At 64.9% G+C, this 21,465-nt stretch carries 19 protein-coding genes; 6 read left to right on the top strand and 13 right to left on the bottom strand.

Annotated elements, in window-relative coordinates:
* Positions 1–6 precede the first annotated feature (6 nt).
* Positions 7–1,134 carry a HoxN/HupN/NixA family nickel/cobalt transporter gene (locus AYK61_RS18515; protein ID WP_121871895.1) on the top strand — a complete coding sequence of 376 codons (1,128 nt, stop codon included), beginning with the start codon at positions 7–9 and terminating at the stop codon, positions 1,132–1,134.
* Positions 1,131–2,291, top strand: coding sequence for a lipase family protein (locus tag AYK61_RS18520; protein ID WP_121871896.1), 1,161 nt, complete (start codon positions 1,131–1,133; stop codon positions 2,289–2,291). The genes AYK61_RS18515 and AYK61_RS18520 overlap by 4 nt, the downstream gene beginning before the upstream one ends.
* Positions 2,292–2,306: 15 nt before the next feature.
* Here AYK61_RS18520 and AYK61_RS18525 read toward each other — a convergent pair whose 3' ends face one another.
* Genes AYK61_RS18525 through AYK61_RS18540 form a run of 4 tightly spaced genes read right to left on the bottom strand, consistent with a single transcriptional unit; the run spans position 2,307 to position 6,830 of the window.
* Positions 2,307–3,122, bottom strand: coding sequence for an SDR family oxidoreductase (locus AYK61_RS18525; protein WP_121871897.1), 816 nt, complete (start codon positions 3,120–3,122; stop codon positions 2,307–2,309).
* The gene (locus tag AYK61_RS18530; RefSeq protein ID WP_121871898.1) at positions 3,119–4,768 is read right to left on the bottom strand and encodes a bifunctional 3-(3-hydroxy-phenyl)propionate/3-hydroxycinnamic acid hydroxylase; all 1,650 of its coding nucleotides are present in this window, start codon (positions 4,766–4,768) and stop codon (positions 3,119–3,121) included. Before AYK61_RS18530 ends, AYK61_RS18525 begins: the two co-directional genes overlap by 4 nt.
* On the bottom strand, positions 4,765–5,700 hold the full coding sequence (locus AYK61_RS18535; RefSeq protein WP_121871899.1) for a fumarylacetoacetate hydrolase family protein: 936 nt from the start codon (positions 5,698–5,700) through the stop codon (positions 4,765–4,767). Before AYK61_RS18535 ends, AYK61_RS18530 begins: the two co-directional genes overlap by 4 nt.
* Entirely contained in the window at positions 5,697–6,830 is a 1,134-nt protein-coding gene (locus AYK61_RS18540; RefSeq protein ID WP_121871900.1) for a VOC family protein, read from the bottom strand. Before AYK61_RS18540 ends, AYK61_RS18535 begins: the two co-directional genes overlap by 4 nt.
* Before the next feature lie 124 nt (positions 6,831–6,954).
* On the opposite strand from AYK61_RS18540, the gene AYK61_RS18545 reads away from it, so the two are divergent.
* Entirely contained in the window at positions 6,955–7,608 is a 654-nt protein-coding gene (locus tag AYK61_RS18545) for a TetR/AcrR family transcriptional regulator (protein WP_121871901.1), read from the top strand.
* A 22-nt stretch (positions 7,609–7,630) separates the two neighbouring features.
* Here the strand turns inward: AYK61_RS18545 and AYK61_RS18550 are convergent, their stop codons facing one another.
* The 4 genes from AYK61_RS18550 to AYK61_RS18565 are packed head-to-tail and all read right to left on the bottom strand — an operon-like array spanning position 7,631 to position 12,037.
* Positions 7,631–8,464: an SDR family NAD(P)-dependent oxidoreductase gene (locus AYK61_RS18550; RefSeq protein ID WP_121871902.1), complete on the bottom strand. Its 834-nt coding sequence runs from the start codon at positions 8,462–8,464 to the stop codon at positions 7,631–7,633.
* Complete coding sequence (locus AYK61_RS18555; protein WP_121871903.1) at positions 8,461–9,990, bottom strand: NAD(P)/FAD-dependent oxidoreductase; 1,530 nt, start codon at positions 9,988–9,990, stop codon at positions 8,461–8,463. Before AYK61_RS18555 ends, AYK61_RS18550 begins: the two co-directional genes overlap by 4 nt.
* 17 nt (positions 9,991–10,007) lie before the next feature.
* Positions 10,008–11,126 (bottom strand): PDR/VanB family oxidoreductase, encoded by a 1,119-nt coding sequence (locus tag AYK61_RS18560; protein WP_121871904.1) that lies wholly within the window; start codon positions 11,124–11,126, stop codon positions 10,008–10,010.
* Positions 11,123–12,037 carry a metal-dependent hydrolase gene (locus AYK61_RS18565; RefSeq protein ID WP_121872884.1) on the bottom strand — a complete coding sequence of 305 codons (915 nt, stop codon included), beginning with the start codon at positions 12,035–12,037 and terminating at the stop codon, positions 11,123–11,125. The genes AYK61_RS18560 and AYK61_RS18565 overlap by 4 nt, the downstream gene beginning before the upstream one ends.
* Positions 12,038–12,149: 112 nt before the next feature.
* Here AYK61_RS18565 and AYK61_RS18570 point away from each other — a divergent pair, with 112 nt between their 5' ends.
* Positions 12,150–12,722: a TetR/AcrR family transcriptional regulator gene (locus AYK61_RS18570; RefSeq protein WP_121871905.1), complete on the top strand. Its 573-nt coding sequence runs from the start codon at positions 12,150–12,152 to the stop codon at positions 12,720–12,722.
* A 12-nt stretch (positions 12,723–12,734) separates the two neighbouring features.
* Here the strand turns inward: AYK61_RS18570 and AYK61_RS18575 are convergent, their stop codons facing one another.
* On the bottom strand, positions 12,735–13,346 hold the full coding sequence (locus AYK61_RS18575) for a TetR/AcrR family transcriptional regulator (RefSeq protein WP_121871906.1): 612 nt from the start codon (positions 13,344–13,346) through the stop codon (positions 12,735–12,737).
* A gap of 137 nt (positions 13,347–13,483) precedes the next feature.
* On the opposite strand from AYK61_RS18575, the gene AYK61_RS18580 reads away from it, so the two are divergent.
* Positions 13,484–14,911, top strand: a complete 1,428-nt coding sequence (locus tag AYK61_RS18580) for a flavin monoamine oxidase family protein (RefSeq protein ID WP_121871907.1) — start codon at positions 13,484–13,486, stop codon at positions 14,909–14,911.
* Positions 14,893–15,372 (top strand): SRPBCC family protein, encoded by a 480-nt coding sequence (locus tag AYK61_RS18585; RefSeq protein WP_121871908.1) that lies wholly within the window; start codon positions 14,893–14,895, stop codon positions 15,370–15,372. The genes AYK61_RS18580 and AYK61_RS18585 overlap by 19 nt, the downstream gene beginning before the upstream one ends.
* 68 nt (positions 15,373–15,440) lie before the next feature.
* Here the strand turns inward: AYK61_RS18585 and AYK61_RS18590 are convergent, their stop codons facing one another.
* From AYK61_RS18590 to AYK61_RS18605, 4 genes are all read right to left on the bottom strand, one after another.
* Complete coding sequence (locus AYK61_RS18590) at positions 15,441–16,931, bottom strand: aldehyde dehydrogenase family protein (protein ID WP_121871909.1); 1,491 nt, start codon at positions 16,929–16,931, stop codon at positions 15,441–15,443.
* Positions 16,928–18,475: a long-chain fatty acid--CoA ligase gene (locus AYK61_RS18595; RefSeq protein ID WP_121871910.1), complete on the bottom strand. Its 1,548-nt coding sequence runs from the start codon at positions 18,473–18,475 to the stop codon at positions 16,928–16,930. Before AYK61_RS18595 ends, AYK61_RS18590 begins: the two co-directional genes overlap by 4 nt.
* Before the next feature lie 133 nt (positions 18,476–18,608).
* Positions 18,609–19,238 (bottom strand): helix-turn-helix domain-containing protein, encoded by a 630-nt coding sequence (locus AYK61_RS18600; protein ID WP_310886837.1) that lies wholly within the window; start codon positions 19,236–19,238, stop codon positions 18,609–18,611.
* Positions 19,239–19,266: 28 nt separating this feature from the next.
* Complete coding sequence (locus AYK61_RS18605) at positions 19,267–21,441, bottom strand: 3-hydroxyacyl-CoA dehydrogenase NAD-binding domain-containing protein (protein ID WP_121871911.1); 2,175 nt, start codon at positions 21,439–21,441, stop codon at positions 19,267–19,269.
* Between the last annotated feature and the right edge of the window lie 24 nt (positions 21,442–21,465).

Here is a 21,465-nt window from a genome sequence, read left to right on the forward strand (position 1 = left end):
GTCCCCATGACGATTGAGCTATCGCGCGCCGAGGTCGGCCGACGGCAGAGTCGATTCACTCTCGACGAGATCCCCCGCCTATTGGCGATGGCCGGCTTCGTGGCCGCTCTGCACGTGATCGGTTGGGGGTTGTTCACGCACTACGACTCCATCCCGAGCATTCACGGACTCACCGGGGCCGACGGCACCCTCGTGTACGCCGGAGCGGGCGTGTTGGCATACACCCTCGGGCTCAGGCACGCCTTCGACGCCGATCACATCGCCGCCATCGACGACACCACCCGCTTTCTGCTGCAGAAGGGCAAGCGGCCGTTGGCTGTCGGACTCTTCTTCTCCCTGGGTCATTCGACGGTCGTGTTCGTCTTCGTCGCTGCCATCGCTTTCGTCGCGTCGCAGGCGACGGCGTTCCAGGACGCGTTCGCCGGAGTCGGCGGCGTCATCGGCACATTGGTTTCCGGAACATTCCTGTATCTCATCGCCGCATTGAACATCGCAGTCCTCGCCGGCATCGTCGGGGTCTGGCGTCGGGCGAAGCGAGGTGAGTACACCGAGGAAGGGCTGGACGAGTTGCTGGCCAAGCGTGGCTTGATGAATCGACTGTTCCGTGGTCGATACGACAAGCTGATCAACCACTCGTGGCAGATGTATCCATTGGGTCTGCTGTTCGGGTTGGGCTTCGACACCGCCACCCAAGTCGGTCTGCTCGCGGTCGCCGGCACGACGGCCATTGCCGGAGGATTGCCGCCCATGGCGATCATCGCGCTGCCGGTCCTGTTCGCGGCGGGCATGACCACGATGGACACGATCGATGGAATCTTCATGTCGAAGGCATACGGCTGGGCATTCGTGACACCGGTGCGAAAGATCTACTACAACATGACGATGACGGGGCTGTCCGTCTTCGTGGCCCTGGTGATCGGCACGGTGCAATTGCTGACTCTGCTCGCCGAACATTTGGAGCTGACCGGTGGGCTGTGGGACGCGTTGGCCGTCATCGATCTCAACCTCGCCGGTCAGCTCGTCGTCGGTACGTTCTTCGTTGTCTGGATCGGTGCGATCGTGTATTACAAGGTGGCGCGCATCGACGATCGCGGTGTCCCGAAGGCACACTCACCCGGAATGGAGATCACGTGACGACACGTCACCGGCTCGGCGCTGTGGCACTCACGGCAGCTCTCGTGTTCAGCGCGGCAACCTCGGCGGTGTTCGCTGCGCCGTCGTCTGCTGCACCCTCGATCACGCAGGGCATCGGAGATGTCGTCTCCACGCGAGATCTTCCCCGAGAGCTCTGGATTCCCGGTGCGGCCTCGGCCGAAGTGCTCACCTATGTCACCACCGACACGTTCGGCGACAAGGCTCTGAGTACCGGCACCGTCTTCCTGCCGCCGGGCACTGCGCCGGAGGGCGGCTGGCCGGTGATCTCGTGGGCACACGGCACGTCCGGGCTCGGTGACGCGTGCGCACCGTCCGTCACGGGACCTGCATCGGCCGAACGAGATCTGCCGTACCTCGCGAACTGGCTCGCACAGGGTTACGCCATTGTCGCCAGTGACTACGCCGGCCTCGGAACGCCTGGATTGCCGGCCTATCTCGACGGGCGAACCACCGCCCACAACGTGGTGGACATGGTCAAGGCGGGCCGCAACTACAGCGAGGACCTGTCACGATCCTGGGTGACCGTCGGTCAATCCCAGGGAGCCGGCGCAGCTATCTACACCGCGCGTTATGCGACCGAATTCGGCGGTCCCGATCTCGACTACCGCGGGGCGGTCGGTACCGGAACTCCCGCATACATCGAGAAGTTGGTCTCGATCGGTGGACCGGGCGTTCCGCCGGTGGAACTACCGGCGGGCCTGACCGCCTACGTCGCGTACATCGGGGCCTCGCTGCGCTACGCGCATCCCGAACTCGGCTTGGACAACATCCTTACTCCACTCGGAAAGAAGTACGCAGACCTGGCCGAGACGACGTGCGTCTGGGATTTCGAGGCGCAACTCGACGGCGTCACGATCGGCGACTTCTTCACCGCGCCACTGACCGGCATGCCCAACTTCACCGCCGTGCTCGACGACTACATGGCGATGCCCGAAACGGGTTTCGACAAGCCGTTCTTCATGGGCAACGGCGTGCAGGACATCGACGTTCCGTTCCCGACCACCGCCGCTTACGTCGCCCGCCTGACGGCCAACGGTGAGCCGGTGACCTTCAGGGTGTACAACACCGACCACAGTGGAGCCTTCGTCCAGTCGCAGGCCGATACGATTCCGTTCGTGGCACAGTTGTTTCACTGAAGCCCACGTGTTCGGCTAGTTCAACGGGCGCTTGCTGGGCAGTCCGTAGGCGCGGGCCGTGAACTTTTCCAGCACGGTGCGCGGCAGCAATCGCTGGGCGAGGAACACTGCCGGAGCATTGCTGCCCACGGCGTAGATGGGCAAAGTTTTCTCGTCCTCCACCGCTCGCAGCACTGTGGTGGCAACCGTTTCGGCCGTAATGCCCTCGGACTCTTTGGCATCGAGCTTGGCGATCACTGTGGTGAAGTCGCGCAGATACGGCGAATGCGGGCCGCAGTATTTGGTTCGACGAGCCGAGAGGCCGGTGTCGATAGAGCCGGGTTCGACTGTGGTGATGTCGATTCCGAACGGCTCGAGCTCGAAGCGTGCTGCAGTCGAGAACCCCTTGATCGCTGCCTTGGTGGCGGCGTACGAGGAACGGTAGGCCAGCGGGAAGCTTGCCAGCATCGACCCGATGTTGACGATCTTTCCGCGGCGTCTCTCGCGCATACCCGGCAGCACTGCCTGAGTCAGCTCGACAGCACCGAACACATTGAGCTGGAAGAGTCGGGTGATCGCCTCGATGGGCAGCTCTTCGATCGGTCCGCACTGGCTTTCACCCGCGTTGTTGATCAGCACATCCACCGGGGTGTCGGCGATGCCGTCGACGAACCCGCGGAGCGATGCCGGGTCCGTCAGGTCCAGGTCGCGGTAGTCGACTCCGGGAATCGGATCGACCACGGCCCCGCTGTTGCGACTCGTTCCGATGACCCGGTAGCCACGAGCGATCAGAAGTTCGGCGACGGCCTGGCCGATGCCGGACGTCGCTCCGGTGACAAGTGCAGTGTTCATCTCCGCCTCTTCGTTGCAGTGCGAGTCGCGGTGCGAACTGCACCGCGTTCGGGTGCCTGTGCTGCTGCGGTCGGCGTCGGGTTGTGCAGCGGGTTTTGCGCCGTGTGCAGGGTCGTGCGAAGGGTGGTGCTCGGCACCACGGTGTGCAGTGACGGTACCGACTTGCCGGCAGCCATCACGGTTCGATCCGGACGCACGATCGCCGCGACAGCGTGACCGTGTGAGAGCCACCGTCCGAGATCGGACGAAGCCGCTACCTCGACCACCGCGGCACCGCGCCGCTCGACCTCGCGTCGCTGCTCGATGGTCAGGGGTGTGGCGGAGACGAGCAGGAACTGTCCCGGAGCAACGTCGTCCAGGCGAGTGCCGTTGTTCATGATGCTGTTGGGGCAGAGTTTTCCAGCGAGACCGCGAACCGGTCCACGCGATCGCAGCACGAACGGCGATCGGGTGAGCGACGGTGTGGTGCTGGCGGTCACCTTTGCCCCGATGAACGGCAGGCGACCGAGAGCAGGCGCGATATTGGTCCGCATGATGCCGGTGAGCTTGCTCCCGCCGGTCATGGCCCATCCCATCGCGACAGCCAGCTCGATCATGGCCTTGGCGTGCGTTTTTCGCTCGATTTCGTAGCTGTCCAGTGCACAGTCGTGCACGTGTCCGTCGAGTGCGCCCACCAGCTTCCACACCAGGTTACGAGCATCGCGCACACCCGCACCCATGCCTTGGCCGATGAACGGCGGGGTCAGGTGTGCGGCGTCTCCGAGAACGAAGACCCGGCGATCACGCCATCGATCGGCCACCTGTGCCCGAAAGGTGTACTCGGCGCTGCGAATCAGCTTCATCTCTGGGATCTCGGCGGAGGTGAACCACGGTGCGATCAGAGGGTGGATGGCCGAGAGGTCGGTGAACTCGTCGAGGGTCTCGCTGTCGAGTAACTGGAACTCCCAGCGATACCGGGTGGTTCCGATGCGCATGTACGTCGCCGATCGCTCGGAATCGCACACCTGATGCACGCCGTCCCACTGATCGAGGTCGACGTCGGTCTCGATATCGATCACCAACCACCGCTGCTCGAAACCGAGGTCCTGCATCTTCGAGCCGATGGACCTGCGCACCACACTGTTGGCGCCGTCGCAACCGAGAACGTAGTCGGCGCTCACCCAATGCGGGGTGTCATCGTCGGTGGAGTTGTACGAGACTCGGACGCCGTCCTTCAGATTCTGCACATCGGTGATCTCGCATCCACCGCGCATCTCCACGAGGTCGTAGCGGGAGACATGAGAACGCATCAGCCGTTCGAGATCGGGTTGGTCGAACATGTTGGCCTGCGGATACCCGTGCGGTCGGTCGTCCGGGTCGCGCTCGAACTCGGCAAGGGTGCGAATGTCTTTGGTGCACAAACGTAGTCCGCGTCCGGGACGGGAGATAGCCGCGAAGTCCTCGCCCAGTCCCAGGTCGTCGAGGATGCGGTACACCTCGTCGTCGAGGTGAACCGCGCGGGGCTGCGGAAAAACGTCCTCCCATCGGTCGAGTACGAGGGTGGGAACGCCGTAGCGGGCCAGCAACAGTGCAGCGGTCATTCCCGTCGGCCCTGCGCCGATGATCACCACCCGGCGGTGCGCGCCGTCGGACTCGTGTCCGGTCATCGGTAGGAGACCCGGGTGCGCTGAACCCCCAGATCCAGGGCTCCGTCGGGAGTCGAGCTGGTCAGTTCGAGGACGTCGCCGTCCTGCAGGAAGTCGGGGTTCTTGGCCTGCTTCTTGAAGAAGACCTTCCACTTGACCGACGGCGGAACCAGCGATCCGATCATTTCGATCGGCTTGGCAGGGGCCTTCAAAGCGGTACCGCCGGGAGTGCCGGTGAGCAACAGATCGCCCGCGTCGAGGCGCTGGAACTTGCTCAGAGCCTTGAGCGACTCGACCGGACGGTAGATCATATCGGCGACCGTACTGTCCTGTCGCACAGAGCCGTTGACTCGCAGAGTCAGTGCGAGTTCGCCGAACCGGTCGAACTCGCCGGCCTCGAGAAGTACCAGCCGCGGCCCGACCGGAGTGAACGTGGGATACGACTTGCCCTCGTAGAACTGAGTTTTCGGCAGCTGAACGTCACGTGCCGAGACGTCGTTGGTGATCACGAGTCCGGCGACGTACTCGGCCACGTTGGAGGCGTCGACCTTGGTCCCGACAGTGAGCGTCTTGCCGAACACCAGCCCGATCTCGATCTCGTAGTCGAGCAGCTTCACATGCGGCGGCTTGACGATGTCATCGGTCGGGCCGCTGATCGATCCCGAAGTCTTGCGGAAGAACGTCAGCGGAACGGTGTCGGGGTTCATGCCCGAATCCTTGACGTGCGAAACGAAATTGGTCATGTTCGCCATCACCCGACAGGGTGCGGTGACCGGGGAGATCAATGACAACGTTTCCACGGCAACGACATCGGTGCCGGACCGAGCTGCCTCGATGGCTGTGCGGTCGGCGAGGAGCTCGGCGGTGGTGGTAGCGGAGGTATCGATGCGCGACGCGCCGACCGGGGTCTCGACCCACCAGGCGTCGGCGGTGCGGAGTACAGCGATGCTCATGAGGATGCCACTTTCATCAGGCCACGAAGGCGTTCGGTGTCGAACTCGTTGTCGTTACGCAGGGAGGAGAGGATCGATTTCAATTCGTGTATCGACGCTTTGCTGGGGGCGATTCCGAGGAAGTCCTTGGTCGCGGGCGGCCCCCACTGGGCCAGCCCGGACGCCGTCATCGGGGCCCAACCGGGTTCGAGGGAGTTGTCGAACATATCGCCGTCGCTGAAATGTTCCACCAGGAAACCGTCGGGATCACGCCAGTAGTCGAAGATCTGGCTGCCCTGGATGTGTCTGCCGATACCCCAGGAATGCTTGTATCCACGCGCGGTGAGGAATTCGCCGCCGGCGGCGATGGCGTCGATGTCGGTCACCTGATAAGCCGAGTGCACGTACCGATCCGAGGGACCGAGAGTCATGGCGAGCGTGTGATGATCGGACGGGATGCTGCCGCGATCGCAGCGGATGAAACTCATCACCGGACCTCGGTCGCGTTGGCCGTCGTAGTAGAGGAAATCGCTGACGATCAGTCCCAGGTGATGCAGATACCAGTTCAGGTTTTCCAGATAGTCCACTCGCTGCAGCACCACATGCCCGAGTCGTTGTACTCGTGCAGGCTGATGCGGTGGCCGCTGAGTGGCGTTCACCCGATTGCGGGGATCGCCGAAGTTGTAGGTGTGTGTGTCCTGGCCCGGAAGCTCCGGGTGTTCGGTGTATCCCGAGACGACCTGAACGGGCTGACCACCCGGATCGGTCAGAGTGACCGCGATACCACCGAGTGTGTCGGGTAGGCGCTGGACCCGCTGCCCGGTGGCCTCGGCGAGTCGGACGACGTCGGCATCCTCGGCGGCGGCGAACGCTGCACCGACGAAACGAGTTCGCTTACCGCGTCGGATGATCACGCACGGTGAGCCGATGTGGGTGCCACGGAGGTGAATTTCCTCGGACGTGCGCAGTGAGACGGTGAATCCGAACGCCACGGCGAATGCCTCGGCCTTCGCCAGATCTGGTTTGCGGAACTCGAGCCATGCGATGTCGCGCACCTTGATGATCGGGTCGGTGGCTTTACCCGGGTGCTCGCCGGGCAGCGCGCCCTGATCCACATGCATGTTCTTGTGGCCGTCGACGTCGTGTCCCATCAGCCCTCCCTCGTTGTTGACACTATCGTCACCTATGACTGCTGAGTCAGTCAAGGATATTGACAAAATCGTCAGCGGTGAGGAAGAGTCAGGGCGTCGACCAGCGCAGACAGAAGTAGGGAACATGACAGAGACCCCGAATCGGCTCGAGCGGCGCAAAGCACGCACTCGCGGTGCGCTGATCGCGGCGGCGCAAGGATTCATCGCCCGCGGCGAACTGAACGCGCCGATCGCAGAGATCACGCAGGCTGCCGACGTCGGGATGGGGTCGTTCTACAACCACTTCGAGAGCAGAGAACAGCTGTTCCAGGCCGCGGTCGACGGCGCGCTCGAGCTGTTGGGTATCTACCTCGACTCGCTGACCGATGTTGCCGCCGATCCTGCCGAGGCCTTCACTCGATCCTTCCGAATCGCCGGCCGCCTGTTTCGGTTGCGGCCCGAGTTGAGCCGCGTACTCATCCACTCCGGCCCCGAATTGATCACCTCACCGCACGGTCTCGGTCCTCGCGCCGCGCGAGACATCGAGGCCGGAGTCGTTGCCGGATACTTTCGCGTCTCGGACATCCAGCTGTCGCTGGCATTGGTCGCGGGTGCACTGCTGGGCATGGGGCAGCTACTGCTGGAGCAACCCGAGCGGAGCGACGTCGAGGCCGTCGACCAGATGGCCTACAGCGTTCTGCTCGCCCTCGGCGTATCCGACGCCGATGCACGAGACCTGTGCGCGCGATCGCTACCGCCCATGAGTGACGTACCCAGCGTGGACGGGGACAGCGAGTAGCCACCCGCCCACGCCGGCGAGCTCAGCGGGCGTGCGTCTTCTCCAGATCCCGGATGATCTCGGCGATCGCGCGGTCCTTGACGAGTCTGCGTTCCAGAATCGGGTTGAGAACTCCGCGGAACCAGAAGTACGGCGTCCAGGTGGACGGCGCGATGAGGCGGGCCCGACGCGTGCGGACCGAGTGCACCAGCAACTCTGCGGCGCGCTGCGAGGGCAGACGGCGGTTCAGCGGCCAGGGTAGAAACCCGCCGATTCGCTGGCCCATCGGATCGCTGTCGAGGGTGTTGCGAGCCAGATCGGTATCCACCACACCGAAATACGCGAGACCCGCTGTTGCGCCCGCGGCGGCGAGTTCGATTCTCAGGGCGCGGCCGAGCTGTTCGACGGCCGCTTTGCTCACCATGTAGGCAGAACCGCCCATGCCGGGAGTGAAGGCGGCGCACGACGACACCAACAGGATGTGGCCGCCGCTCGCGACGATCTCGTCGGCCGCAGCACGCACGATGTTGAGCACGCCGCCGAAGTTCACGGCCATCACCGAGTCGAAGACCGCGCGGTCGATGGTCCTGATGGTGGCGGGCGGGGGCGTGATGCCGGCGTTGGCGATCACGATGTCGAGACCGCCGAACGTGCTCATAGTCGCGGCAACGCAGTCGGCCATTGCATCGGGATCGGTGACGTCGCCGGTGAGCAGCAGGATTCGTCCGGAACTCGTGGCGTCCGCGGGGAAGTCTCGATCGACCACGGCCACGGAGGCTCCCGCGGATACCAATTTCGCGACCGTCGCAGCTCCGATTCCACGTGCGCCACCCGTCACCAACGCCACTTTTCCCGGTAGCTCGATGCTGTTCTTCATGTGGGCTCCCTCGTGGTCACGAGCTCGGTATCGGGTCGGAAATCTGCACTGCGCCAGTGATAATGGCCGAGTTCGATGCTGGACATGCGTCGGGTGAAATTACGCACCGAACCGGGCCAGTACGTCACGTTTCGGCCCGAAGGGCTCAGGTAGTAGCTGCTGCACCCGCCGGAGTTCCACACCGATCCCGCGAGCTTGCGGTCGGTGTGTTCGGCGAACGTCGACTGCGCACGCATGCTCACCTCGAGCGCCGTGATCGCGTTGGAGTCCATGGCGCGTAGCGCCGCCAGGATGTAGTTCACCTGAGCCTCGATGGTGACCACCTGCGAGGTGTACACCACCGAGTTGGGACCGAGCAGCATGAAGAAGTTCGGGAAGCCGTGCACCGTGGTACCTCGGTACGACGACATCTCGCCGTCGGGCCACTTGTCCGCCAACGATTTTCCGTCGCGGCCGACGATGCGCCGGAAGCCGGTGTGGCCGGACACGGTGAATCCGGTCCCGAGGACAATCGCGTCCACCTCGTGCACGGTCCCGTCGGTGGTGACGATGCCCTCGGGCACGATTCGAGCGATGCCGGTGGTCTCGACGGTGACGTTCTCTCTACACAGTGCGGGGTAGAACTTGTTCGAGAAGGTGGGTCGCTTGCAGCCGAATTCGTAACCGGGCGTGAGCTTCTCGCGAAGAACGGGATCCTTCACCTGACGGCGCAGGTGAGCGCGGCCCACCGCCGTGAGCGGTGCCAACAACGAGCGATGGCTGATGAGTCCGGGGACCAACGCTTCCTGGAACAGATCGAACACGCGGCGCATGGCCCGCTGGGCCCGGGGGTACTTCCGCAGCACGGATCGGCCGGATTCGGAGATCGGCCGGTCGGGGTGCGGAAGAATCCAGGTGGGCGTCCGCTGGAACAGAGTCAGGTGTGCGGCCTCGGGGGCCAGCCGCGGGACGAACTGCACCGCAGATGCGCCGGTGCCGATGACGGCGATGCGTCGACCCTCGGCGGAGTGCTCGTGGTCCCACTTCGCCGAGTGGAACACACTGCCCGAGAACGATTCCAGGCCTTCGATCTTGGGCGTGGCCGGCTCGCTGAACGGTCCGAGGGCTCCGATCAGGATGCGCGCCGACCACGTTCCTGCGCTCGTCCGCACCACCCATCGGGCCTGCGCGTCGTTCCAGGTTGCGTCCAGTACCTCGTGACCGAAGCGGATCCGATCCCGGATCCCGAACTTGTCGGTGCAGTCGTTGAGGTACGCCTCGATCTCGGGCTGCAGCGGGTACAGCCGCGTCCAGTCCGGGTTGGGTGCGAAGGAGAACGAGTACAGGGCGGACGGGATGTCGCACTGCGCACCGGGATAGGTGTTCACGTGCCACGTTCCACCGACGGCGGTGTCGCGCTCGAAGATCAGAAAGTCGCCGCGTTCTTCCTGCTCGAGTCGGATCGCGGCACCGAGGCCGCCGAAACCCGCGCCGATGATCGCGACGTCGATGGAGGGCAGTGCGGTGCCGGCTTGTGTTGCAGTCATGAGAGTTCGAGCTCCTTCTACAGATCGAGGACGACGACTTCGCCGTCGACGGCACCACGCGAAACGCACAGGGTGAGCGAGTTCTCGCGTTCGGAGGCATCGAGAACGCGGTCGCGGTGATCGACGCGCCCGCCGACGAGACCGACCACGCACGCTCCGCAGAAGCCTTGGCGGCAGGAATAGGGCTGGTCCGGCCGCGATCGACGGAGGGCGTCGAGAGCGGTCTCCTGGGCACCGACCTCGACGGTTTCGCCGGAACGGTCGAGCTGCAACACGAACGGCCTGCCGTCGACCACCGGTGCGGGCGCGAACAGTTCGGTGTGGAATTCACGGACGGCCGTACTCGAGAGGGCCTCGGCGCGAAGCCGGCTCGACAGTGCCGCGGGCCCACAGACGTACATGGCGGAGTTGCCCATCCCGAGATCGACGATGTCCGTCGGAACCGGAAATCCGTCGACATCGTCGGTCTTGACGATCACATGACCGCGCGAGGTCAGTGCCAACTGCTGCAGTAGGGCAACGAACGGCAGACTCGCCCGAGAGCGACCGTGGTAGTATAGCGTCCACCGCGCCCCGTCCGCAGCGGCGCGTTCGATCATCGCCCGGATGGGTGTGATGCCGATTCCTGCGGCCACGAAGAGGTAGTGCTCGGCCTCGGCCATCGGGAAAGCATTGCGGGGTCCGCGAACTCGTAGGACATCACCGCGAGAGAGGGTGTGAATCTCGGTGGACGCCGTGCCGCCGGGGATCCTGCGGACGCTGATGCGGTAGCGATCACCTGCGCCGGGGCGACCGGCGAGCGAGTACTGCCGCACCGAGCCGGCTGGGGTGGTGACGTCGATGTGCGCGCCGGGCAACCACTTCGGAAGCGGTGCACCGTCTGTGCGAGAGAGCAGCAGTGAGCGAACATCCTCGGCCTCGTCGATCGTGTCGTCGACGACGGTCTCGAATTCGTATCCGACGCTTCGCCGGGGCCGCGCCGGAGACAGGGCCGTCACGATCGACGAATCGGTGACGAGTTTGGCGTAGACGCGGGACACGGCACCGACGGTCCGCAGTCCGAGGCCGGGCGCGTTCACGGTGACCTCGCCCAGATGGCTGTGGGTGGGAGTGTTCACCACGTGAGTGCCTGTCATTGCTGGGCCGCCAGGGCTGCGGGGGAGACGGCGAGATACTGCACTGCTTTGTCGATGTCGCCCATCTTCGAGGGGTGGAAGCCCGGACGGATGTAGAGGGCGAGCTGTACGAACAGGAACGACAGACCGGGAATGAGGTTCTTACGGGACGCGCGTGCGAAAGCGAGGGGCCAGGGAGTGTGCATTCGGCGCTTTCCGGTGCGCGGCGTGGCAACCGAGTTCTTGTACAGGTACGCGGCGGTGGTGAACCACAGCACGGCCAACCCGGCACTGGCCACGACTGCTGTTCGGGCCCTACGGAATCCGCCACCGTCGACGTATTGGAACGCGTCGAATGCGACGTTGCGGTGCTCGAGCTCTTCCGCGCCGTGCCAACGGAGCAGGTCGAGCATCGTGGGGTCGACGCCGATGCGGTCGAATTCGGTGTTGTCGAGCAGCCATTCGCCCACCACGGCAGTGAAGTGCTCTGCTGCTGCGTAGATTCCGAGGCGTTCGTTCAGCCATGCTTTGCCTGCGCGGCCGGTGAGGCCGTGATCGCCGAACACCACACCCACGGCGAAGCGAATGCGCTGCAGAATCGGTTCGATGTCCACTCCGTGCGCAACGAGGTAGTTGCGGAAGCTCTCGTGGGAGGACGCGTGCGTTGCTTCCTGGCCGACGAATCCCACGACTTCCTCGTGCAGCCTGCGGTCGTCGATGAACGGCAGGGCGCGGGCGAACACGTCCGCCATCGCGCGTTCGCCCTCGGGCAGGACCAGATGCATCACGTTCCAGAAGTGGGTGGCGTACCACTCGTGGGGGATGTACTGGAGCGGAACGCCGGACCAGTCGAATGTCACCGCGCGCGCCACTATCGCGTAGGACTCGTCCGTGTACTGCTCGTTCGAGTCGGCCGCCTTGTTCCGAGACATTTCGAAACTCCGTTTCTTCGAGATGGTGATGCTGCTGACACCGATGCTACATAGCAACATATTATGTTGCAATGTTGCACAACAGTGGCCGGACGACCGTTAGGATCGAGCGATGCATCCAGATGGGGACGACGGGCCGATTCTCGATGCCGCCTTGGAACTGTTCGGTGAGGTCGGAATCCCTCGAACCACCATCGGCGACGTCGCCAAGCGCGCCAGGATCAACCGAGTGACCGTCTACCGCCGGATCGGGTCCAAGGACGACCTGGTGCGGGCCGTCATGGCGCGGGAGTCGTCGCGGCTGTTCGTGGCGGTGGCGGCAGCGGCCTCGAAACAGACGTCACGAGCCGATCGGGCGGCGCACGGATTCGCCACGACCATCGACTCGGTTCGGACCAATCCGGTACTGCTCAAGATGTTCGATTCCGAGAGTTCGTTGGTGCTCGAGCAATTGACCACCAATGCGTCGGCATTGCTCGTGCCCGCGATCAACGCTGCCGCGCACATCGCAAGGGGTGAACTGGAATCCGACACCTTCGCGGTGCCGGATGCGCCGGAAATTGTTGTGCGCGTTGTTCATTCGATCTTGCTGACTCCGTCGGCCGCCGCCCCGCTCGATACCTACGACGATCTGCTCGCGTTCGCGCACCGCAACATCGTGCCGCTTCTCGTCGGCGCTGGCTAGCGGGCTCCGACGTCAGGCTCGCGGCACGTACGAGTCGAGTACGCGCAGCAGGGCATCCTTCAGTTCGGCCCGATTGCCACCCGGTGTCGGCCTGGCGATTTCGTGCAGGGTGTAGCCGTCGATCAGCGCCAGGAAATGCCGAGCCGGTAGTTGTGGTTCCGCGATACCGAATGCCCCCAACGCCGCCTCGGCCGCCTCCTCGATCATCCGCATGATTCGGTGCACCGAATCCGCCAGCTCGGGCCGCCTCCGCACGGCGAGGTACGCCTCGAACTGGACGAGGGAGTCGTCGTCCGCGGGGGAGGACAGCAGCGAGACCAGGTCCATGATCGCGTCTGCGAGATCGTCGCGAGTGGGCCCGCCGGTGTGCGCGACGTCGAGTAGAGCAGTGACCTTGGCCGTCACGTTCTCGGCTATTCGGGTGATCGCGGCATCGATGAGTTCGCCGACCGAGCCGAAGAAATAGCTGGTGGTCGACGGCGGGAAGCCGGCAGCGTCCGCCACGGACCGAAACGAGACGCGTTCGAGTCCGCGTGTTCCGATCACGCCGATGGCAGCGTCGACCAGGGCGTCTCGGCGTTCTTGGCCACGCGCGTATCGAGTCTTCCGGCGCTCTTCGGTCATTGCTACAACGTAGCCGGGGTGTTGTCATCCACCCCCGTCGCAGTGCTCTTCAGCAGGCACTTTCCATCAATCCTGGCCTAGTGGCCAATGTTGGGTTACTGTCGCCGCTACATCGAACAGCCCGGAAAGGAGCACCCATGACCGAGATTTCGGAAGCCTCGCGGGTGGACGTCGTGGTCGTCGGCGCAGGACTCGCGGGTCTGACCGCTGCAAGGGAACTGACGGCCGCAGGGTTGACCGTGCAGGTCCTCGAGGCCAGAGACCGGGTGGGCGGGCGGACGGTCAACCACGCACTCGGGGAGAACTCGGTGGTCGAGACCGGCGGGCAGTTCGTCGGTCCGACGCAGGACCACATCCTCCGCCTGGCCGCGTCGGTGGGCGTCGGGACCTTCCCCGCGTACGACATCGGATGGAGTATCTACGTCAAGAACGGACGCGCCCGACGCTTCGACGGCGGGGTGCCGCCGGACCTGGCGGCATTGCCCGAGGTCGGGATGCTCGTGGCGCGGATCGATCGGGCCGCCGGCCAGATCCCCGTGGGCAAACCCTGGACGGCACCGCGTGCACGCGAGTGGGACACCCAGACTCTCGCCACCTGGGCCCGGAGGCACTCGGCCACCGACGGCGGCGTGGAATTGCTCGACATCCTGCTCGGGTCGGTGTTCGGTGGCACATCCGCCGGCGTGTCGGCGCTCTTCGGCCTGGCGTACATGGCCGGGGCGGGCAACGAATACACTCCCGGCACCGTCGATCGGTTGATGAGTGTCGCTGGGGGAGCGCAACAGTGGCGTTTCATCGGTGGCTCACAGGCGATCTGCATCGAGATTGCGAAGCAGCTCGGTGACGCCGTCCTGCTCGATACTCCCGTGCGACGCGTGGAGCAGCATCCGGATCGCGTGGTGGTGCACAGCGATACCGAATCGTGGGTCGCCCGATCGGTCGTCGTCGCGATTCCGCCCGTTCTGGCCACCCGAATCGACTGGAGCCCTGCGCTTCCCGCGCCCCAGGAAGCACTGTTCCAGCGGATGAACTTCGGCGGATTGGCCAAGTGCGAGGCCGTGTATCCCGAACCGTTCTGGCGTGCGAGCGGGCTGTCGGGCCAGGCGCTCTTTCGTGACAGCGCCGTACCGGTGTCCTCGATGTTCGACAACTCACCACCCGGCGACAGTCAGGGAGTACTGATGGGATTCGTCGGCACCTGGGGCGCTCGCCATCGAGGTGGCCGAAACTGGTCCGCCGGCAACGAATCCGAGCGCCGAGGCGAGGTGCTCCGTGCCTTCGCCTCGGCGGTGGGGCCGCGCGCGCTCGAACCGACGGAGTGGATCGAACTGGACTGGACCGACGAACGGTGGACCCGCGGCGGGCCGACCGCGGTGTTGACCCCCGGGGTGTTGACCGGGCTCGGACGGTGGCGCGATGTTCCGTTCGGACGAGTGCGGTGGGCCGGTGCCGAACACTCCGACTATTGGAACGGATACATGGACGGCGCCGTGCGATCGGGTGAAAAGGCCGCAGCAGAAATACTTTCGACCGAAGGAGAACTCTCGTGGAACAACGCTTCGTAGTCTCGGCCCATCGCACACTCTCGGTGACCCCGGAGGAGGTCTGGGCACTGACCGGTGACACCAGCCGCTACGCGGAATGGGTGTCCGACGTCCGAGCCGTCACCGCTCATCACGGCACCGCCCGCACAGGTGGTGTCTATACCGAGGAAGTGGCGGCGCTCGGACGCTTCACCAGTCACGCCACGTGGACCGTCCGGCATCTGGAACCGAACCGACTGCGAATCGATTCGGGTCAGGGATTCGCACCGCTCACCAACGTGGCGAACGTCTTTCGCTTCGCGCCGCTGGGCGGCGGAACCTCCACCGCGATGACCTTCGAGTTCTGGTTCGATGTCGCTCCGAGCTGGCTGGGACGTATTGTGCGACCCATCGCGACCGCCGGGATGTCCGCACGATTCGATGTCTCGATGTGCAACTTGGAGGCGCTGATCCTCTCCGAGCGAACCACGACGATCCGATGAGAGAACCGGCGGAAGTCCTCACGCGTGGGCAGCGGTGACATGGCAGGTCGAATCGGTGCGCTGATCGCTCAGCGTCGGTGACGCAGCCCCAGTACTCGGTCGATCAGCGGCATGACCCACCGTCGGCGTCGAAGCGTCACCAGCTCGAATCCGGGGATGTCGAACAGCTTCGTGACGCGGCTGTGCGTGCGGCAGAACTCGGCGAACCCTTCGTCGCCGTGTACTCGGCCGAAGCCGCTGGCACCGACGCCGCCCATCGGAACCGATCCCATCCCGGCGAACGCGATCACGGAGTTGACGGTGACCTGGCCGCACACCAGTTGCGCCGCAATCTCTTTGCCGTGCGTGCGGGAGAACACCGATGCGCCGAGAGCGTACCGATGGTCGTTGCTCAGCTCGATCGCCTCGTCGATGCTCTCGACCTCACGGACGGTGACCGTGGGGCCGAACGTTTCCTCGCGAACGGCCGAGCAGCTCTCGGGGGTGTCCACCAACACGGTGGGTCCGACGAATCGCTCGCCGATCGAGGACAGTCCGCCGATCAGTGCTCGGCCACCGCCCGCTTCGGCGTCGGCGAGGTGGCGTCGCACGATGTCGATCTGGCTGGGCATCGTCATCGGTCCGTAGGTGGACGACGCATCGCCACCGGGCGCGATGGCACGGGCGTGCTGCACGAGAGCACCGGTGAATTGTGCTGCGACACTGCGCTCGACGTACACCCGCTCGACTCCGACGCACGTCTGACCGCTGTTGCTGAATGCTCCCCAGGCCACCGCCTCGGCTGCTGCCGTGATGTCTGCATCCGCAGCGATGATCACCGGATCCTTGCCGCCGCATTCCACGACCACCGGGGTGAGAGTCTCGGCGCACGTGGCCATGATCTTCGAGCCGGTTCTCGTCGAGCCCGTGAACGCGATCTTGTCCACGCCCGAGCGGCACAGCGCGGCACCGGTCTCGCCGTATCCGGTCACCAGCGACAGAATGCCCAGTGGCAGAGTCGGATTGGCTTCGTGGAAGGCGCGCACGTATCGAGCCGCCACCGCGGGGGTGTACTCGCTCGGCTTGAACACCACGCAGTTGCCTGCTGCCAGAGCCGAACCGATCGCACTGTTGGGTGCGTAGAGCGGGTAGTTCCACGGGCCGATGACGCCCACGACGCCGAGCGCGACCGTCTCCACGTGAGCGGAGTAGTTCGCGAGCAGCAACCCGGGGTTGACTCGGCGCGACCGCATGAGTCGTGGTGCCTGCTTTTCCGCCCACGCGATGTGTTCGAGGGTCAGTACGATCTCGAGCAGTGCATCGTCGGCGGGTTTGCCGTTCTCACGGTGAATCAGATCGATGAATTCGGTTCGATGACTCCAGATTTCGTGTCGCCATGCCCTCAGGTGTCGGGCGCGAGTACGCGGCGGTAGTGCCGCCCAAGTGCGCTGCGCCCTCCGTGCCAGGCCGACCGTTCGCGCGACGGACTCGGTCGAATCGACGGCGAACGAGGCGACCGGACCATCGTCGATGGGGGAGATCGAATCGAAGGTGGCTCGCGCCTGGACCTGGCTGGTCACAGGGACGCTCCGAGCGCGTCCTTCGCCACGTGTGCGTCCCGCAGTTCGCGCTTGAGGATCTTGCCTGCGCCGCTCATGGGCAGTGCGGTGACGAACTCGATGGTGCGCGGGGTCTTGTATCCGGCGACGTAGCTGCGGGTGTGATCGCGAAGTTCTTCGACCGTCGGCGAGGTGCCCTCGGCCAGCACGACACAGGCGTGGACGCGCTCGCCCCATTCGCCGTCGGGAACACCGATCACGGCGCAGGCCAACACCGAGGGGTGCAGGCTCAGTGCGCTCTCGACCTCGGCGCTGTAGACGTTCTCGCCACCGGTGATGATCATGTCCTTGAGGCGATCGACGACGAACAGGAACCCGTCGGCGTCGAGGTAGCCGACATCGCCGGTGTGCATCCAACCGTCGCGAATGGCCGCGGCGGTCTCGTCCGGCTTGTTCCAGTAGCCCAGCATCACGTGTCCACCGCGAACACAGATCTCGCCGACGGATCCGGTGGCCAACTGCTCGTCGTCGGGGCCGAGGATCTGGATCTCCGAGTGCGGAGCCGCGCGACCGGCCGAGCCGATGCGCTCTCCCACATGGTGTTCCGGCCAGAGCAGTGATGCGACCGGTGCGAGCTCGGTCATGCCGTAGGCCTGGGTGAGGCGGGCCCGCGGGAGCCGGGCGAGGGTGCGCTCGAGGACGCCCGCGGAGATCGGGGATCCTCCGTACAGCACGCGGCTCAGCGAGGAGGTGTCGAACTCACTCAACGTGGGGTGGTCGACGAGAAGCTGAATCATCGTCGGTACCAGCAGCACATCGGTGATCGAATGCTTCGCGATCGCGCCGAGGACGGCGGTCGGCTCGAAGAACGGAACCATCACATGGGTGCCGCCGAGCATGACCTGACCCACCCATGCGGCCAGATCGGCGAGGTGGAACATCGGAGCGGCATGGAGCAGGATCGACGCGTCGTCGAGCAGCTGTCCGGTCGCCACCGTTCCCAGGCCCGAGGTGACGAGGTTCGCGTGCGAGAGCATGACGCCCTTGGGGAAGCCGGTGGTGCCACCGGTGTAGAACAGTCCGGCGAGTGCGTCGCCGCTGCGGCGCGCATCGGGGATGGGATCGTGGGACGAGACCAGGTCCTCGTAGGAGACCATGCCCTCGGGGGTGGCACCGTCTCCGCAGTAGACGATGGTCTGCAGGCCGGCACATGCCGGGCGCAATGCCGGGACCATGGCACTGAAGGTGTCGTCGACCAGCAGGACCTTGGTGTCGGAGTCGTTGAGTGCGTACGCGACCTCCACGGGCGACCACCGGATGTTCACGGGGTTGAGCACGGCGTCGGCCCACGGCACCGCGAGCAGGTACTCCGAGTATCGGTCGCTGTTGAACGCCAGCATCGCAACTCGATCGCCGGGCTCGACGCCGATGGAGTGCAGGCCCGCAGCCAGTCTTGCCACTCTGTCGATCTGTTCGGCGAAGGTACGAACCCGATCGCCGGACACCGTTGCTGCCCGGTTCGGAGTGGTTGCCGCGGAGCGGTGAAGGCCTTGAGTGAGATACATGGCGAGTCCCTTGTGCGAGAGGGGGCGAGGGTGCCCGAGGTGAATACCGTCACAGTTCCACCTTATTGGCACAGTGTCAATAGGCGATTTGCACGTTTACCACTCGAATGGACCGCCGAAATGGGTTGTCTGGCTAACGGTCTCGGGCGTCGTCCAGAGCCCGAGCCGTGTCGAGGACGGTGACGAGCACATCGGTCAGCAGAATCTCGACCTGTTCGCGCGTCAGTGTGCCGCGCACCAACCACTCGCGGCCTGCCGCCTTGACCATGCCGCCGAACGCACGCACCGCAGAGGTCGCAACTCGTCGGTCACCGCCTCTGCCCTCGAATGCCGTTGCGTCGAGCACGCGTTCGGCAGCGAGATCGTCGGCCTCGTCGAGAATGCGGGCCACCTGCTCGTCGACGCCCGATCCGCTCGCCACCGACACCCACGCCGCGCCGTGCGTCTCGATCACCCCCACCAGCCAATGCACACTGCCACGGGCTCGCTCCTCGAGCGAGCCCGTGGGCAGATGTACGTCTTCGATCGGCGGCACGGTGACCATGAAGCGAACGCTCTCGAGGTACAGATCGCGCTTGCTGCCGATGTAGTGGTGAATGAGCCCTCGTGCGACGCCGGCCGAGGCAGCGACGTCCGACATCGACACCTCCGCGTACGGCTTGTCGCCGAACAAGCGAACAGCGCTCGCCAGGATCTGCGTTCGTCGCTCGTCCGGTTCCAGTCGATTCCACTTGGGTGTACTTGCAGCCGGCATGGTTGCCATGATTGCACCGAACCGACGCCGCGAGGCGTCAGAGGTACCGCTCGGTGCGTGAGCGCAGTGACCTCGGCACGACGAACCGATCGCCGTACCCTGCCCGCAGTCGGTCGGCTCGCTCCACGAATCCCGGCAGGCCGCCGTCGAACTGATTGACGAACTGCAGCACGCCACCGGTCCACGCGGGGTAGCCGATGCCGAGGATGGAGCCGATGTTCGCATCGGCGACCGTCCGCAGGACACCTTCGTCGAGGCACGCGATCGAGTCGAGCGACTGCGCGATCAGCATGCGATCCATCATGTCCTCGAACGGAATTCCGTGATCGGGGCGGTGATAGTGCTCCACCAGGCCCGGCCACAATCCGGCCTTGGTTCCGTCCTCGGAGTACTCGTAGAAGCCACGTCCGGCCTTGCGGCCGGGGCGGTCGAACTCGTCGACGAGGCGATCGACCAGGGCATACGAGTTCGAGACGATCCACGGTCGACCGTCGGCGCGGGCGGCCTCCGCCATGCCCTCGCGGATGTGCCGAGACAGGGTCAACGAAATCTCGTCCATGAGAGCCAGCGCACCGGACGGGTAGCCCGCCTGAAGAGCGGCCTGCTCGACGGTGGCCGGGTGCACGCCCTCCGCGACCAGCGAGATCGCCTCGTCCATGAACCGGCCGATGACGCGGGTGGTGAAGAAGCCGTGACTGTCTCCGACGACGATCGGCGTCTTGCCGATCAGGCGAACGAAGTCGAATGCGCGGGCCAGCGCCGATTCGCTGGTGTGTTCTCCCACAACGATTTCGACCAACGGCATCTTGTCGACCGGGGAGAAGAAGTGCGTGCCGATGAAGTCCGCGGTGCGCGAGACTCCCGTCGACAGCTCGGTGATGGGCAGGGTCGAGGTGTTCGAGCACAGCAGTGCGTCGGCCGTCAGGTACTTGTCGACGGCCTCGAAAGCACCCTGCTTGACGGCGGGATCCTCGAACACCGCCTCGACGACCAGATCGCAACCCTCGGCATCTGCCGCGTCGGAACTGGGCGTGATGAGCGCGAGCACCGCATCGGCGTCGGCCTGGGTCTTTCGTCCCTTCGCGACGGCTTTGCCGAGAATCGAACGTGCATAATCTTTTCCACGCTCGGCGGACTCGATCGAGACATCACGCAGCACGACGGGAACCTGTGCCGAGGCGACGACGTAGGCGATGGCGGCGCCCATCATTCCGGCACCGATCACCAGGACCTTCTCGGGCACCCGGTGCGGTTCGGCGCTCGGCCGAGAGCCACCCTTGTTGATGGATCCGAGATCGAAGAACATCGATTGGATCAGATTGCCCGAGACCGCTCCGCAGGCGAGCGAGGTGCAATGCCGGGTTTCCACGAGCGATGCCGACTCGAAGTCGAGTACCGACCCTTCCACGGCCGCAGCAACCACCGCGATCGGAGCGGGCATGGGTGCACCCTTGACCTGCTTGCGGACCGTTGCCGCGAAGGCAGGCAATTGCGCAGCCAGCGCGGGTGAGGCCGCGGTGCCGCCGGGAATCTTGAATCCCTTCGTGTCCCAGGGCTGCAGCGCTTCGGGATTGGCGACGATCCAGGCGCGTGCGTTCGCCATCATCTGCTCGTGGGTGTCGACGACCTCGTCGACAAGTCCGAGTTCGAGTGCCTGCGCCGGCCGATACCGCTGGCCCTGGCCCACCACCTGTGTCAGAGCCTTGACGATGCCGAACATGCGGACCGTCCTGGTGACTCCACCGGCCCCGGGAAGGAGCCCGAGGGTGACCTCGGGAAGCCCGAAGCGAGCTTTGCTGTTGTTCAGAGCAATTCGATGATGACAGGCCAGCGCGATCTCGAAGCCGCCACCGAGTGCGGTGCCGCCGAGCGCAGCCACCACGGGCTTGCCCAGCTTCTCGATCCGGCGAAACTTGTCCTTGGTGAAGTCGAGGGCGTCGGCGATGGCCTCGTGGTCGTGGGGGCCTGCGTCGCGTAGCAGTTCGAGGTCGCCACCGGAGAAGAAGGAATCCTTCGCCGAGGTGACGATCACTCCGTCGTAGGCATCGACGTTCGCCTCGAGCCAGTCGACCGTCTGCCCGAGTGACTCGCCGAACGCGGCGTTCATCGTGTTGGTGGACTGCGTCGGGTCGTCCATCGTCAGCACGAGTACGCGGTCGGTGCCGATCTCGCCGGTGATGGTGGAAGTGTGCAGTGCAGCAGAGCTGTTCATCGTTTCCTCGGGTCGTCGTTCGAG

This window comes from Rhodococcus sp. SBT000017 (genome assembly GCF_003688915.1).
Taxonomy (GTDB): domain Bacteria; phylum Actinomycetota; class Actinomycetes; order Mycobacteriales; family Mycobacteriaceae; genus Rhodococcoides.

Bases quoted from the DNA above. Each gene is read 5' to 3' on its own strand.
- AYK61_RS18515 (WP_121871895.1), top strand. From the start codon at position 7: ATGACGATTGAGCTATCGCGCGCCGAGGTCGGCCGACGGCAGAGTCGA.
- AYK61_RS18600 (WP_310886837.1), bottom strand. From the start codon at position 19,238: ATGGCAACCATGCCGGCTGCAAGTACACCCAAGTGGAATCGACTGGAA.
- AYK61_RS18565 (WP_121872884.1), bottom strand. From the start codon at position 12,037: ATGTCTCGGAACAAGGCGGCCGACTCGAACGAGCAGTACACGGACGAG.
- AYK61_RS18595 (WP_121871910.1), bottom strand. From the start codon at position 18,475: ATGTATCTCACTCAAGGCCTTCACCGCTCCGCGGCAACCACTCCGAAC.
- AYK61_RS18535 (WP_121871899.1), bottom strand. From the start codon at position 5,700: ATGAGCATCGCTGTACTCCGCACCGCCGACGCCTGGTGGGTCGAGACC.
- AYK61_RS18570 (WP_121871905.1), top strand. From the start codon at position 12,150: ATGCATCCAGATGGGGACGACGGGCCGATTCTCGATGCCGCCTTGGAA.
- AYK61_RS18550 (WP_121871902.1), bottom strand. From the start codon at position 8,464: ATGAAGAACAGCATCGAGCTACCGGGAAAAGTGGCGTTGGTGACGGGT.
- AYK61_RS18530 (WP_121871898.1), bottom strand. From the start codon at position 4,768: ATGACCGGACACGAGTCCGACGGCGCGCACCGCCGGGTGGTGATCATC.
- AYK61_RS18540 (WP_121871900.1), bottom strand. From the start codon at position 6,830: ATGGGACACGACGTCGACGGCCACAAGAACATGCATGTGGATCAGGGC.
- AYK61_RS18575 (WP_121871906.1), bottom strand. From the start codon at position 13,346: ATGACCGAAGAGCGCCGGAAGACTCGATACGCGCGTGGCCAAGAACGC.
- AYK61_RS18525 (WP_121871897.1), bottom strand. From the start codon at position 3,122: ATGAACACTGCACTTGTCACCGGAGCGACGTCCGGCATCGGCCAGGCC.
- AYK61_RS18580 (WP_121871907.1), top strand. From the start codon at position 13,484: ATGACCGAGATTTCGGAAGCCTCGCGGGTGGACGTCGTGGTCGTCGGC.
- AYK61_RS18545 (WP_121871901.1), top strand. From the start codon at position 6,955: ATGACAGAGACCCCGAATCGGCTCGAGCGGCGCAAAGCACGCACTCGC.
- AYK61_RS18605 (WP_121871911.1), bottom strand. From the start codon at position 21,441: ATGAACAGCTCTGCTGCACTGCACACTTCCACCATCACCGGCGAGATC.
- AYK61_RS18555 (WP_121871903.1), bottom strand. From the start codon at position 9,990: ATGACTGCAACACAAGCCGGCACCGCACTGCCCTCCATCGACGTCGCG.
- AYK61_RS18560 (WP_121871904.1), bottom strand. From the start codon at position 11,126: ATGACAGGCACTCACGTGGTGAACACTCCCACCCACAGCCATCTGGGC.